We start from the raw sequence: 15,607 nt of genomic DNA, 5'->3' as shown, positions 1-15,607 counted from the left end.
ACGAATAATCTGATTCAACTATTTACTATAATATTAATTGAATATTTCAAGTCAAAGAAGGTTCTTTGACTTGAATTTTATTTTAGTTAACTGCTAATGGTTTCTGTTTTTTGCTGAGCGGTATCATTTTGGAAAATGAAAACAAAAATAATTGCAAGCACTAATGAATAACCTGCAAAGACAAGCCATACATTATGCCAATCAATACCCGCTTCTGAAGTATAGTGATCAACAACAATACCACTAATCATTGAACCTAAATAAGCACCAATACCGTTAGTCATTGTCATAAATAAACCTTGAGCACTGTTACGGATGTTAGGTGATACTGTTTTTTCAACATACATTGAGCCAGAAATATTATAGAAATCAAAGGCACAACCATAAACGATCATCGATAACAGTAACAGCACAAAGCCGAATGGTGATGGATCGCCATAAGCAAATAAACCAAAACGAGCAACCCATGCCAGCATACTGATTAACATGACATATTTAATACCAAGTTTTTTCATAAAAAATGGTACAAATAAGATAAATACAACTTCCGAAATTTGTGAAATAGATAATAACACTGATGGGAATTTAACCACTAAGCTATCAGCATATTCTGGTACTTTGTCGAAGTCATGAAGAAACGGATTACCAAAAGTATTAGTAATTTGTAAAATCCCACCTAATAATACAGCAAATAAAAAGAAGATAGCCAATCTAGGTTGTTTTAATAATACAAATGCATCTAAACCTAATGAACTTACAATAGACTTTTCTTTGCCATCATTTTTTGCAACTTCAATTAAAGGTAAGGTTAATGAATAGAGACTTAATAAAACTGAACTACCAGCTGCAATATAAAGTTGCATATTACTGAGTTCTAACTGCATAAAACTAACCATCCACATTGCTACGATAAAGCCGATAGTGCCGAAGATTCGAATAGCAGGGAACTGTTCGATAACGTCTAGTCCTTGTGATTCTAAACAAGAGTAAGAAATTGAATTAGAAATGGCAATAGTTGGCATAAATGCAAGGCAATGGATAAGCATCACAATCATCATTAAAAATGGCGATGTGATAGATGCAGCGATAAATAAGGTTACTGCGCCAACCAAATGGCATAACACATATAAGCGATTAGCAGGTATCCATCTATCAGCTACGATACCAAGCAGACTAGGCATAAATACTGAAGCAATACCCATGGTGCCATATACGGCGCCAACTTCAATACCAGTAAATTTTAATTTAATCATCATATAGGAGCCTAAGGTAATTAGCCAACTCCCCCAGATAAAAAATTGTAAGAATAATATAACTTTCAGTTGTAGCTTGGTATTCATTTCGATTCCTTATTAAATGAGATCTTTCTAACCTATTAGATAAAAATTAATGAATAAAGATAAAATTTTGTTATTACTATTAATTACCTAGTTATAACGCTCAACAACATTTACCGTTAATTATAACGTCAATGTTAAAACTATTGGTTCCTCTTTTTGAGTAACCAAAAAAAATGGCAGATATTCTGCCATTATTTATTATGAATTAACTAATACCGATTCTAAAGCAACTGTAATCATCTCTTTAAAACCCAGCTGGCGCTGTTCAGATGACATAGCTTCGCCTTTGCGAATATGATCTGAAACAGTACAGATCGCTAATGCTTTAGCTCCGTATTCTGCTGCTACACCATAAATACCAGCGGCCTCCATTTCGACACCTAAAATATTGTATTTTTCCATGATATCGAAAAGATCTGGCTCGACGCTATAAAATAGATCAGCAGAAAAAAGATTACCCACTTTCACATTAACATTTAATTGTTTAGCAGCATTAACTGCATTACAAATTAAACCGAAATCAGCAATCGCAGCAAAATCATGATCTTTAAAACGTAACCGATTGACTTTTGAATCAGTACAGGCACCCATACCAATAACCACATCACCAAGATTGACAGCGGGGCTGATGGCGCCACAGGAACCGATACGAATGATGTTTTTAACACCATAAAATTTAATCAGTTCGGTTGTGTATATAGAACAGGATGGAATGCCCATACCATGCCCCATAACAGAAATTTTCTTACCTTTATAGTCACCGGTAAAACCTAGCATTCCTCTAACATTGGTTACTTCTTTAGCATTCTCTAAAAAAGTTTCGGCAATAAACTTAGCGCGTAATGGATCGCCGGGCATCAAAACCGTTTGAGCGAAAGCGTCATCGGCGGCGTTAATATGTGGGGTAGGCATTTAACTCTCCTGATTTATGTCTAAAATACGTTACTACACTAACAAAAAAACAGTTTACTATTTGCGAATAAATGACTCACCATAATCCATCGGTGATAAATCAAAATAATCCGCAACACTTTGCCCGATATCAGCAAATGTTTTTCGATGACCTAATGACCCAGCAGGAACACTATTACCATAAACTAAAACAGGAATATGTTCACGAGTATGATCTGTTCCCGGCCAAGTAGGATCACAACCATGATCGGCACTAATAATTAATAGATCACCAGGTTGAATCAGTTCTAACATTTCAGGTAAACGACGGTCAAAATATTCTAATGCTGCAGCATAACCAGCAACGTCACGTCTGTGGCCGTATGATGAGTCAAAATCAACAAAATTGGTAAATACAATAGTGTTGTCTTTAGCTTGTTTAATTTCATCAAGTGAAGCATTAAATAGTGCTTCAATGCCAGTTGCTTTCACTTTCTTTGTGATACCTACCTCGGCGTAAATATCAGCAATTTTACCGATTGACACAACGTTACCTTGTTTTTCATCAACCAATTTTTTAATCATCGTCGGTGCTGGTGGTTCAACAGCTAAATCATGACGATTACCAGTACGCACGAATTCACCTGGTTTATTACCTAAAAATGGTCGAGCAATAACTCGGCCAATGTTATAATCGCCTTTATTAAGTTCATCACGAGCAATTTCACACACTTCATAAAGCTTATCTAAACCGAAAGTTTCTTCATGGCAGGCGATTTGAAACACAGAATCAGCGGAAGTATAAAAGATAGGTTTACCAGTAGCCATATGTTCAAGGCCAAGTTCATCGAGAATCACTGTACCTGATGAATGACAATCGCCAAGATAACCAGGCAACTTGGCGCGTTTAACGATATTATCTAATAATTCTTGCGGAAAGCTATTAGTAGTATTAGTAAAATATCCCCAATCAAATAGCACAGGAACACCAGCGATTTCCCAGTGACCTGATGGTGTGTCTTTACCTGATGAAATTTCACTGGCATAGCCATAAGCACCAATAACATTACCTTCAGTAGCCATTCCTTTTGGGTATGAACCAGTTGATTCGTAGGCAGCTTCAATTAAACCTAACTTTCCTAAGTTTGGTAAACTTAATGGTCCATGACGGCCGTTATCAGCTTTACCTAAAGCACAAGCTTCGGCAATATGACCTAATGTATTAGAACCTTCATCACCATATTTTTTTGCATCTTCTGCACCACCGATCCCGAAGGAATCAAGGATCATAATAAAAACTCTTTTCATATTTTCCTCTAAATCTCAACTACTTTTTAAATATAGCAACAATTCTAAATTATTAAGCCATCTAAAGCCATGATCTTTAGAAAATAGGATCAATGACTGATTTATCAGCTTTTTAAAAACCTTTTAATAATAACGTTTACCATTAGTTTGAGTAAAATAGATTTTAACTCAATTTATAAAAAAGATCGCTTGGCTGACTATAATACATGATAAAAAAAAACAAAAAAGAGATCGATCTACATTACTTGATTATTTGCTTAATCTTTTGGCACTTTTTTGCTCAAGTAACTCATTAAGATCTGTAAAAAAATTTTAATAAATAAAAGATCGTTTTGCATTGTGCTAAAATAGTAACTAAATGAAGAGTAAATACAATTGCATAAAGAAGCTATATCATATATGCAATTGATAAAGCCATTAATTTGATGTTTTTAAACGCTAAAACTAATCAAACAAATGGAATAATTCATAAAAATGCCAAATAAGATTGGTTTAAACGAAATTAAAAGTATGTTTTTATAAAAGGTCGTTATTAATGAATCAAAAAATTCCTAACACTTTTGCATTAGATGTTTATGCTAAACAAGTTGAAACTATCACAACAGTTGAACAACTAATGCAAGTTTGGAAAAACAACCCCAATAATCAACCAATCATGATGATTGGGCAAGGTAGTAATACGTTATTTACTGAAAATTTTGTTGGAACAATCATTGTTAATCGAATTAAAGGATTAACGATTACTGAAACGCAAACTCACTGGCATTTAAAAGTTGGTGCCGGTGAATATTGGCATGATCTTGTTGCTCAAACTATTAACCAAAATATTTCTGGACTTGAAAACTTAGCTTTAATTCCTGGCTGTGTTGGTTCTGCACCAATCCAAAATATTGGTGCTTATGGCGTTGAATTTGAAAAAGTAGCCGATTATGTTGAATTGCTTGAATTTGCGACCGGTCAAATTATTCGCATTACTGATGGTCAATATGGTTATCGTGAAAGTATTTTTAAACAAAAATACACCGAAGGTTATGCGGTTGTCTATGTAGGAATTAAATTACCAAAACAATGGACCCCCGTGCTAACTTATGGGGAATTAAAAAATTTTGATCCGCAAAATGTTACATCCCAAATGATCTTCGACAAAGTATGTGAGATCCGCCGTAGTAAATTGCCAGACCCAAAAGTACTCGGTAACGGTGGTAGCTTTTTTAAAAATCCCGTGGTAGATAAAAAACTTGCTGATAAACTACTTGAAAAATACCCATCAATGCCTATATATCCTCAAATAGATAATCAAATAAAATTAGCTGCTGGTTGGTTAATTGATCAGTGTGGTTTAAAAGGTTATCAAATTGGTGGTGCAGCAGTGCATCAACAACAGGCTCTGGTATTAGTCAATAAAGATAATGCTACAGCGCAAGATGTAGTTGCGTTAGCGCGTTATATCAAAGATGCAGTATTACAAAAGTTCTCGGTGCACCTATCGCCAGAAATTCGATTTATGGGCTCGACAGGTGAAATTGACGTGGATAACTTTTTATAAAGTGGCAAACGCTTTATAGATAATAAAACTACTTATAAACAATAAAACTATGAAACATTCGTATTCATTTCCTATTTTATTAACAAGTTTATTATTTGTTACCATTGCCTTATCGGCACTCAATACGCAAGTGCCGCTTTGGCTAGTCCGTGAAGATTTTTCGCTTGGACAGATAGGTTTAGTTGGTTCAAGCTATTTCACTGGTAACTTGCTTGGCACGATTATGGCAAATTGGTTTATTAGCCGATTTAACGCCAGATTTACTTATACCTACAGTTGCATAATTTTTGCGATTGCCACAATTGGTTTAAGTTTCTCTATGGATTTTTACAGTTGGGCAATATGGCGTTTTTTTATTGGTATTGCCTGTGCTGTCACTTGGGTTGTGATTGAAAGTTGTATTTTAGTCACTGGTACAGTACGCACCCGAGGAAAAATGCTTGCTGTATATCTAACTACCTATTACTTAGGTACTGTATTAGGACAAGCATTGCTACAATATTTTCCGCAAGACGTACTCTATTTTGGTTTAGTGATTACCGTACTAATGGGATTAGCCATCTTATTTATATTGCTAACCCACTATAAATTGCCGAAAAAGAAAAAAAGCAGTTTTAATATTATGCCAATGATATTATACAAACCTTCTCGAGTTGGTTTAATTGGTTGTGCTATTGCTGGTATGTTAATTGGATCACTTTATTCACTAATGCCTGCTTACTACTCTCACTTAGGTTATACTGATAATCAAGTAGCAAATTGGATGGTATTGCTGATACTTTCAGGTGTTATTGCTCAAATGCCTGCCAACTGGTGTGCTGACAAGTTTGGAAGGCGTATAGTGCTACTGGTCGAATCAATCTTAATGATGTTTGCTTGTAGCTTGCTGATATTTAATGTTTGTGGCGTATTAGCCATTATTTTATTAGGTTCAACCATTTATACTATTTATCCAATATCTATGGCGTGGGCTTGTTCGTGTGTACGCAAACAAGAAATTGTATCAATGAATCAAGCGATGTTATTAACTAATACTCTTGGTAGTTTAGTTGCACCAGCGGTTATAGCCTTTATAATGGATAAGTTAAGCAATACTTATTTATTCATCAGTTTTGCTATAATTTCACTATATTTTGTTGTTTTATTGTTAGTCAAAAAGTGAGGGATTTAATGCGCAGTAACCAAAATCCATTGAAGCTGATTAATATATTAGCTGATGGAGAGTTTCATTCTGGTGAAGAGTTAGCTAATCTATTTGGTATTACTCGTGCGGGTATCAACAAATATATCAAAGTACTAAGAGAGTGGGGGATTACCTTATCTTCTGTACAAGGTAAAGGTTACTGCTTAGCATCACCTATTGACTTACTCGATAAAACTAAAATCGATAACTATTATGGCGCAGATAGTCACGTCGAAGTGTTGCCTATCATTGATTCGACTAACCAATATTTATTAAATAATATAGAAAGATTAACAACGGGTGACAGTTGTGTTGCCGAGTTTCAATCCAAAGCCCGAGGCAGGCGAGGGCGTCAATGGTTCGCACCATTTGGCAGTAATCTTTATTTTTCGATGTATTGGCGACTCGATCAGGGCATTGCTGCTGCTATGGGACTGAGTTTAGTGGTTGGTATTGTAATGGCTGATACGTTAAGGGCTATTTCTGGTCAAGATATCAAAGTTAAATGGCCTAATGATTTGTATCTAGATGATCAAAAACTTGCGGGTATATTAGTTGAACTTGCTGGTAAAACAGGTGACTGTGCTCATGTTGTTATTGGTATTGGTGTCAATTTAATGATGACTAATCCCGATCCTAATATTGTTAATCAGAAATGGGCTAACTTAGGTAAAGTTGACCGCAATTTATTAGTGGCCAAAGTGGTCAAGAACTTAACATCAAAACTTACTGACTTTGAACAACATGGTTTAGCACCATTTCTTGATGATTGGCTACGACTCGACAATTTTGTTGATCGTCCAGTTAAATTATTAATTGGTGATAATGTCATTCGTGGTGTTGCTAAAGGAATAAATGAACAAGGTGCATTAATCTTAGAACAAAATGGTAAAACTAATACTTTTATTGGTGGGGAAATTTCATTAAGAAGTGATGACTAGCACTGTATAAAATAGCCCCATTTAATTGTAATGGGGCACCATTTAATTGTTTGTTATTTTTTAACTCTTAATAATCTCAAGGCATTAGCGGTAACAATCGCGGTGGTACCCGAATCGGCTAACACAGCTAACCAAAGTCCAGTTACGCCAAATAAGCTGGTGATTAAAAATATCAGCTTAATACCTAATGCAATAGTGATATTTTGTTTAATATTACGATTAGCAAAACGGGCTAGGCGTATTAATATTGGCAAACTTAATAAACTGTTTTTAGTCAGTGCTGCATCAGCAGTTTCAAGTGCAACATCAGTACCACTGCCCATAGCTATTCCGACAGTTGCAGCTTTCATTGCCGGGGAATCATTAATTCCATCACCAATCATCGCAATTGAAGTATTGCGTCCAATCTCCTCAATTTTTACTAATTTATCAGTTGGCAGTAACTCTGCACGATAATCGATGCCCAATTGACCTGCAATTGCTTTTGCTGCTCGTTGATTATCACCGGTTAACATTAAGGTTTGTAAACCAAGTTGTTTAAGTTCACCGATAGCTGGCAAAGCATCATTTCGTAGTACATCTTGTAAAGCAATAATTCCCAATAATCGTTGGTCAGTTGTGACGACTACTACAGTCTTACCATTATCTTCAAGTTGGTTGATCGTTTGCAGATCTTCAATACTTAGTGCGTTTGCTACTGTTTCAATCTTATTTGGTGACACGACAAAATAAGTTTGTTGATCAAGCTCTCCCTGAATGCCAACGCCAGCAATTGCCTTACGATTATTTGCTTCGTAAAAAGGGATCTGTTTTTGCCTCACATAATCAATTAAAGCTTTCGCAAGCGGATGATGTGATCCGCTTTCAATAGCCGCAACAATAGATAATAACTGTTCTATGGAACATTGATGGTTAATTACATCTGTTACTTGTGGTTTACCTTCGGTTAAGGTACCCGTCTTATCGAATGCCAGCATTTTGATTGAACCAATATGTTCAAGTGCGGCACCACCTTTTATCAATACCCCATATTTAGCCGCGCTAGATAAGGCAGAAGTAATAACTGCTGGTGTGGAGATGACTAATGCACAAGGACAACCAATTAATAATAATGTTAATCCTCGATAGATCCATGTATACCAGTCTGCACCCATCAATAATGGTGGAATTATTACCACTAATAAAGCAAATAGTGTAATGCCTGGAGTATAATAACGACTAAATTTATCAATAAACCGCTCAATTGGCGCTTTACGATCCTCTGCATCTTCAATTAATTGCAAAATGCGATCGACCGCATTTTGTCCTGATTCCGAAACTACCTTAAGTTGAATGGTATTATCTACCACTAACGAGCCAGCTAAAATTTTGTCACCACTTAAGTAATTAACTGGAATTGATTCACCAGTTAAAGCGCTCTCATCAATACTGGCTTGTTCACTAATCAAAACAACATCAGCAGGTAATCGTCCACCAGAGGAAATTTCGATTATATCATCAGGTTTTAATGTATGACTGGCAACGGTTTTTCTTTTACCATCAATGATAACCACTGTTTCATCAGGCATTAATTCTGCCAGTGACGAAATTCCTTTTTTGGCCTTACTAGTGGCGAAGCCTTCAAGCATTTCACCTATCATAAATAAAAAGATGACCATGGTGGCTTCTTCGGCGGCACCAATAAACAGCGCACCAATCGCCGAAATGCTCATTAAAGACTCAATAGCAAACGGTGTACCACTACGGGTTAACACCATAGCCTGTTTCAAAATTGGGATTATCCCAATAACAGCTGTCACTATAAACGCATACTCTCCAACTGTATGGTTCATCAACAAAATAAGATAACTAATAACAATTAATATGCCTAAAATACCTAACGGAATAAATGCTTTTTTATCAAAATTATGTGAATGCTCGTGGTGATGAACATGGTTAGGGGTTGATTCAAAAATTGGGGTATATCCCAATTCCGTGACTTTGTCTTCAATCATTTTTATTACTGCATCATCATGCTTAGGAACAAAAACAATTAACTTTTCAGTAGAAAAAATAATTTTGGTTTGATTTATATTAGGTAGTATTTTTACACCGTTTTCGATTTTACTTGCGCAATGTGCGCAATCCATACCCTGAATTTTCCAGGTAAGCTTAACATCTTGACTGCTCCGTTCAGGATCTTCGGGAGGATCTTCAATTTCACACTGTTGTGATGAATTATGATCATGCCCATCACAACAATGTTCTATAGCCTGTTCATGATTTGTTTCATGAGTATGTTGGGAATTATGTGTATGATTATGAGCAATATTATGACAATCTCCATGACAATGGTCGTGATTATTATGGTGAGTTTTGGTGGATTTGTTATTATATAACATAACGTTACCTCTTTTTGTGGATGATTTTGATTGTACACTCAAAAAAACAAAAAGAAATCTTTTTTAACTAAATTTGTAAAACATAATAAAGAAAATGGAATAGTAATTTTGAAATTTATTTACATATCTTAACAATTTTTTTAAAACTAAAATTGTAAAAAAAAATAAATTATTTATACTAACCAGTACAAAAAAAGGTATTTTTGTTAATTAACATGGATGTTCTCTAACCAAAGATTGGAATAATCATGAATTTTTGTTGTTGTCGAGATATTTTCTGTTGAAATTGTTTATGAATTTATTCAGGATCTGTCAATAAAATTGATTTAAATCAATTCGATTAAAGTAAAAATTTGCTAACTTATTGTTGATAAAGAGATTACTATCAATCTATTGGTTTCATACATGGTTTAGTAAATACTAGATTAATTGAATAATAAAAAATAATTCAATTAATAATATATTTTCTGTAATTTACCCAGTTTATATATTATTTTAGTTTTACTAAACCATGTCGCTTACCTATTTATTCAATGATGATTAAGATACCGAAATTTCTTTGTCTCAAATTTTTTATAGAAATAATGTTTAAAAAATTTTGAGGAACGGGGATTTTGAAAGATTAAAAATATTAAATTTTTTCTATTTTTCTAATTAAAATTAGGAACTTTTCTCAAAAAACTCGTTTGTTATCCTTTATTACTACAATTATTTAATCATCAAAGAAAAAGTCATTCTATAGTAGAAAAGAAATCTAAACCTAAGTCATGAGGATTTAAATTTGCTGGCGACTTTGCTCAAGTGGTTATTTAGTTTGGCGAAGATCCAATGATATAAAAAGCTAATGGCAGTGCAATAACAATTGTTTTCTCTGCGTTTGATGGCAAGCTTAATGGTATTGCCCGTTTAATTTAATGGTGAAAAATGATTAGCACAAATTTATTTTATTATTAATATTAACTATTGCTTGAATAATTAGCTAATGATCTAACTTAAGCCTATATTCACACTACTTTTAGGGATATAATTATCACACATTATCAAATTGTTAAGTTCCTATTATGACTTCTTCATCTCTTCGAAAATCGGGCGTAATTTTTGGCGCTTTTTTAGTGACTACATTTATTATTGGTGTGGCTGGTGCATTGCAATCACCCACCTTAAGTCGTTTCTTATCATTTGAAGTGGGTGCTGATCCTCGTTTGGTAGGTATCTTTTTCTCAATTAATGCATTAGCTAGTATTATCGGTAGTTATTTGTTAGCCAAATATTCAGACAACAAAGGTGACAGACGTAAGATTGTTATTTTTTGTTGCTTGATGGGATTAGCAAATAGTCTGATTTTTGCTTATTCACGTAACTATTATGTATTAATTACATTAGGCGTATTTTTTGCAGCGTTAGCTTCGGCTGCCATGCCACAAGTTTTTGCTATGGCGCGAGAATATGCTGAAAAAAGTGGCCGTAATGCCGTTGCATTTAATTCATTGATTAGAGCGCAATTATCTTTGGCATGGGTTATTGGTCCGCCATTATCATTTGGTTTAGCTATCCATTATGGTTTTACCTCAATGTATTTATGTGCGATGTCGATGTTTATCATATCCATGTTTGTAGTAGCAGTTTTTTTACCACCAGTAGAAAAGAAGTCAATCAGCTCACTTAGTCCTGGTCAGTTAGCTACCGCTAATCAATCAATTTTTACTAATCGTAATGTGATGTGTTTGCTACTTTCTACTATTTTTATGTGGACTGCTAATATGATGTATATTATCGATATGCCAATTTATGTTGAAAAGGTATTGCATCTTTCTGATTCATTACCTGGTGCGTTAATGGGGCTGGCTGCAGGGATTGAGATTCCAGTAATGATAATTGCAGGGTATATGGTACCAGCATTAGGTAAGCGCAATCTATTTTTTATCGCTATCATTTGCGGAATTTTATTTTATGTTGGTATGATTTTATTCACTGACCCAACCATGTTATATGTATTGCAGATTTTTAACGCACTATTTATTGGCATCGTTGCCAATATTGGTATTATCTATTTCCAAGATTTGTTACCAACTCGAATGGGGGTTGCTTCAACTTTATTTAATAATGGCATTATTTGTAGTGTTATTTTGGCTGGGATTATTCAAGGTTTTGCATCACAAGCGTATGGTCATGAAATAATTTATTGGATTGGTTTAGTGATGGTTACTATTTCTTTTGTCTTTTGTGCATTGGTTAAGAAATAATTTCAAAAGCTTTATATTTATATTTTACGTCTTCCTGATTATTTAGCTAATCAAGGAAGACGCAATAATTCCATCAAACAAAAAGTTAAACATTAAATGTAGCTTTTATTTGTTGATAAAAGTCGTAATCAGTACGTTCATAATGTAATGGCGTAATCGCGATATAGCCATTATTGGCTGCATCGAGCTCTTTATCATCATCAAGCACATTTTGATTGCGTTGTGCTCTAAACCAAAAATATTCATGTCCTTCAGGATCTTGTGTTTCAGCAACCACAAATTTGCTAACATCAGCAGTCCCTTGTTTGGTGATTTTAATTCCTTTTATTTGCTCTGCTCGGCAATTAGGAAAATTAATATTAAAACAAGTATTCTTTGGTGTCGTTAGGGATAGTAATTGCCTTATTACTGACTCAGCAAGATGAGTTGAGCAATGCCAATCTGTTGGTATATTGTCCTCACTACTCACTTGACTCAATGCTATTGCTGGCACACCGAGTGTCATAGCCATCATTGCTGCGCCAACTGTTCCAGATAATACAGTTTCAAAGCCTAAGTTTGAACCATTGTTAATCCCAGATAGAACCAAATCTGGTAATTGTGCTGCCATTAATGATTTGATGGCAAATAACGAACAGTCAGCCGGTGTGCCATAAACTGCATATTCTGTTTGGTTACGTTTTTGTACGCGAAATGGTGATTTCAAACTAACTGAACAAGAAACACCACTTTGATCGACAACTGGTGCAACTATCCAAACTTCGTTGGCAATATTTTCAGCAATACTTTTTAAAATTCGGATCCCTGGTGCATCAATTCCATCATCATTAACTAATAAAACTCGATTGACTAATTTTTTCGACATACTTATTTCCTTTTTAATTTCCTTATTGAATAAATGTATTGCACTGATCAATTGCTCCACTATCAAAACCACGTTTAAACCAACTATAACGTTGTTTTGATGAACCATGAGTAAAACTATCAGGAATTATATAACCATTATTTTGCTGTTGTAAGCGATCATCGCCAATTGCTTGTACGGTATTTAGGGCTTGTTCGATATCACCCATTTCTAAAATATTCTGTTTTTGCATGGCATTTCCCCATAATCCAGCATAACAATCGGCTTGTAATTCAAGTTTGACTGATAACTGGTTATTGGTCTCGTTAGATTGATTTTGCCTTAATTGTTCAACCTTAGCAAAAATCCCAAGTAAGTTTTGTACATGATGTCCTACTTCGTGAGCAATCACGTAGCCTTGAGCAAAATCACCACCGCCTCCAAGGCGTTGTTTCATCTCTTGATAAAATGATAGATCAAGGTAAACCGTTTGATCGAGATTACAATAAAATGGTCCCATCATTGCTTGACCTGTGCCACAAGCAGTTCGAGTTGCACCACTATAAAGTACTAATTTAGGTGCAATATAGGTTTTACCTAATTGTTGAAACTCTTGACTCCAATAATCTTCAGTACTGGCCAAGATAATTGAGGTAAATTTAGTTGCATTATTATTTATAGAACTATTATCAACAGGCAATGTTGATGATATGGATGTGGTATCGTCTAAATCAATCAGATTGCTATTCAGTAAGCCAGTTAAATCAACGCCGTAATAACCAGCAACTAACACGACAATAAATAAAATAATTTTACCTTTACCACCAATTGGAATCCTTGTTCCAATATCACTTCCTGATTGTGAGCGGCGATCTTCAATGTTATCACTCTCTCTTTGGTTTCTCCAACGCATAGGGAATACCTCATCAGTTTAAGTTATATTATTTTAAAGGATTATAGATAAGGTTACTAGCAATAGACATCCATTACTTGATTAAAAAAGTAAATGATAAAATAGTATGATAAGAGCGTTATTTTTGCTGATTTTAGGTATATAATTTTGGTTATACTCTTTGGAGTATTATTCGTATAAACAAAACTAAATTTGCTATTATATGTGATTAAAGTTTTGTCTTAATTCTTTATCTAGTCACTTAGATAACTCTAATTATTTGTCAGTGTTACTTATTATACATTTTTACAACTTTACGATTTTATCTTTTTTACTGTATCAATCATTGTGATATGGTCTTCTATTAATAATAATCGTACACTTTCAACAAAAAGTAAGTCAAGTCGGGTAATGATAACTACTGCTGTTTGGCATAGTAGCTAATTAAAGTTAATTATTTGGATTTAAATCTTGATATTGATTAATTTAAAAGGCGGTATTTTATGGCAAAAGTGAATAAAACGAATAATAAACCGTTAGACATTACTGATATTCCCATTATTGATGATAATCAATTAAAAAAAGCGACTTGGGCATCGGCTTTTAGTAATGCTATTGAATGGTATGATTTTGGGGTTTACAGTTTTTTGGCTTATATTATCGGACAGATATTTTTTCCTCATGTATCTCCTAGTGTGCAAATTATTGCTGCATTATCCACTTTTTCGATTCCCTTTTTCATTCGCCCATTAGGTGGCATTATTTTTGGTTTAATTGGTGATAATATTGGCCGTCAAAAAGTGTTATCGATTAGTTTAGTGATAATGTCATTAAGTACGTTTGGTATTGGCCTTATTCCCACTTATGAAACTATTGGTGTTACCTCACCAGTTCTGTTATTAATTGTTAAATTAGCTCAAGGTTTCTCAATAGGTGGCGAATATTCAGGTTCAGCAACAGTTGTTGCTGAATATTCACCAGATCGTAAACGAGGTTTTATTGGTGGCTGGCTTGATTTTGGTTCAATGGTTGGATTTATTTTAGGGGCAGGTCTAGTAGTATTTTTGTCTATGCTACTTAGTCAGTCGGCTTTGTACAGTTGGGGCTGGCGTATCCCATTTTTAATCGCTTTACCTTTAGGTATAATTAGCTTTATATTGCATCATATCTCAGAAGAAACCCCAACTTTTCAACAGCACTTTGAGGCTAGGCAATCAGCTGACATAGCTGAAACATCATCAACTACTGCGCTAAAACAAATTATTAGCCAATATTGGCGACATATCTTAATTTGTGCTGGATTGATCATTGTGACTAATGTGTCTTTTTACTTATTATTAACTTATATGCCAAGCTATTTAGCACATAACCTAAATTATGATACTGAGCACGGCTTGCTAATTATTATCGCTATTATGGTTGGGATGTTAATTATTCAACCCATAATTGGCTTATTAAGTGACAAAATAGGTCGCAAGCCCTTTATATTGATTGGTAGTATTGGCTTACTTCTTTTATCTTATCCAGCATTTGTGTTAATTAATAGCCAACATATTCCACTCGTCTTTTTAGGAGTATTTGTTTTAGCGTTATTCATAAACTGTTTTACTGGAATTATCACTTCAATATTGCCGGCAATGTTTCCAACTAATATTCGCTATAGTGCCATTGCCAGTATTTTTAATATTGCGATTATTGTTGCAGGGTTAACACCAACACTAGTGGCATGGTTAGTTGAATCAACCGGCAATTTATTTATGCCAGCTTATTACTTAATGATGATAGGTTTTATTGGTGTTATTACTGGTCTTGCAATGCACGAAACAGCTAAAAAACCATTGCACGGTACGACTCCAACTGCGGCTAATCGCTATGAAGCCAAAGCTCTCTTATCTGAACATTTTGATTCTATTGAAGATGAAGTAGAAGATATTGATCAACAGATCGAAGAACTACAAAATAAAAGACAAGAACTGGTTGATCAGCATCCAAAATTGGATTAGAAAGTTTTATTCCCAAAAAATATAAAGATATGCAA

General features: G+C 34.4%; 11 protein-coding genes. 5 read left to right on the top strand and 6 right to left on the bottom strand.

The window, feature by feature from the left end; all coding sequences use genetic code 11:
* Window positions 1-86: 86 nt before the first annotated feature.
* The 3 genes from H3T54_RS07555 to H3T54_RS07545 form a co-directional block, all read right to left on the bottom strand.
* Window positions 87-1,340 (bottom strand): nucleoside permease, encoded by a 1,254-nt coding sequence (locus H3T54_RS07555; RefSeq protein ID WP_110448264.1) that lies wholly within the window; start codon window positions 1,338-1,340, stop codon window positions 87-89.
* A gap of 198 nt (window positions 1,341-1,538) precedes the next feature.
* A complete protein-coding gene (gene deoD, locus H3T54_RS07550; RefSeq protein WP_110448263.1) occupies window positions 1,539-2,252 on the bottom strand; it encodes a purine-nucleoside phosphorylase in 714 nt (237 codons plus the stop codon).
* Window positions 2,253-2,309: 57 nt separating this feature from the next.
* A complete protein-coding gene (locus tag H3T54_RS07545) occupies window positions 2,310-3,539 on the bottom strand; it encodes a phosphopentomutase (protein WP_198221811.1) in 1,230 nt (409 codons plus the stop codon).
* A 535-nt stretch (window positions 3,540-4,074) separates the two neighbouring features.
* On the opposite strand from H3T54_RS07545, the gene murB reads away from it, so the two are divergent.
* Genes murB through birA form a run of 3 tightly spaced genes read left to right on the top strand, consistent with a single transcriptional unit; the run spans window position 4,075 to window position 7,209 of the window.
* Window positions 4,075-5,085, top strand: a complete 1,011-nt coding sequence (murB, locus tag H3T54_RS07540; protein WP_198221809.1) for a UDP-N-acetylmuramate dehydrogenase — start codon at window positions 4,075-4,077, stop codon at window positions 5,083-5,085.
* A 49-nt stretch (window positions 5,086-5,134) separates the two neighbouring features.
* Window positions 5,135-6,247 (top strand): MFS transporter, encoded by a 1,113-nt coding sequence (locus tag H3T54_RS07535; protein WP_110448260.1) that lies wholly within the window; start codon window positions 5,135-5,137, stop codon window positions 6,245-6,247.
* An 8-nt stretch (window positions 6,248-6,255) separates the two neighbouring features.
* Window positions 6,256-7,209: a bifunctional biotin--[acetyl-CoA-carboxylase] ligase/biotin operon repressor BirA gene (gene birA / locus H3T54_RS07530; protein WP_198199219.1), complete on the top strand. Its 954-nt coding sequence runs from the start codon at window positions 6,256-6,258 to the stop codon at window positions 7,207-7,209.
* 53 nt (window positions 7,210-7,262) lie between these two features.
* On the opposite strand, the gene H3T54_RS07525 is transcribed toward birA, so the two are convergent.
* A complete protein-coding gene (locus H3T54_RS07525) occupies window positions 7,263-9,590 on the bottom strand; it encodes a zinc/cadmium/mercury/lead-transporting ATPase (protein ID WP_198221807.1) in 2,328 nt (775 codons plus the stop codon).
* A 1,061-nt stretch (window positions 9,591-10,651) separates the two neighbouring features.
* Here H3T54_RS07525 and H3T54_RS07520 point away from each other — a divergent pair.
* Window positions 10,652-11,833: a sugar efflux transporter gene (locus H3T54_RS07520; protein WP_110448257.1), complete on the top strand. Its 1,182-nt coding sequence runs from the start codon at window positions 10,652-10,654 to the stop codon at window positions 11,831-11,833.
* A gap of 85 nt (window positions 11,834-11,918) precedes the next feature.
* Here H3T54_RS07520 and surE read toward each other — a convergent pair whose 3' ends face one another.
* Window positions 11,919-12,698 carry a 5'/3'-nucleotidase SurE gene (gene surE / locus H3T54_RS07515; protein ID WP_181414685.1) on the bottom strand — a complete coding sequence of 260 codons (780 nt, stop codon included), beginning with the start codon at window positions 12,696-12,698 and terminating at the stop codon, window positions 11,919-11,921.
* Between the two features lie 22 nt (window positions 12,699-12,720).
* On the bottom strand, window positions 12,721-13,590 hold the full coding sequence (locus tag H3T54_RS07510; RefSeq protein ID WP_110448255.1) for a neutral zinc metallopeptidase: 870 nt from the start codon (window positions 13,588-13,590) through the stop codon (window positions 12,721-12,723).
* A 482-nt stretch (window positions 13,591-14,072) separates the two neighbouring features.
* Here H3T54_RS07510 and proP point away from each other — a divergent pair, with 482 nt between their 5' ends.
* Window positions 14,073-15,572, top strand: a complete 1,500-nt coding sequence (proP, locus tag H3T54_RS07505; RefSeq protein ID WP_198221804.1) for a glycine betaine/L-proline transporter ProP — start codon at window positions 14,073-14,075, stop codon at window positions 15,570-15,572.
* Window positions 15,573-15,607: the final 35 nt, after the last annotated feature.

The sequence above is a fragment of the Gilliamella sp. B14384G10 genome, from assembly GCF_016101685.1.
Lineage (GTDB): Bacteria > Pseudomonadota > Gammaproteobacteria > Enterobacterales > Orbaceae > Gilliamella > Gilliamella apis_A.
This window is presented reverse-complemented; position numbering and strand designations above follow the sequence as displayed.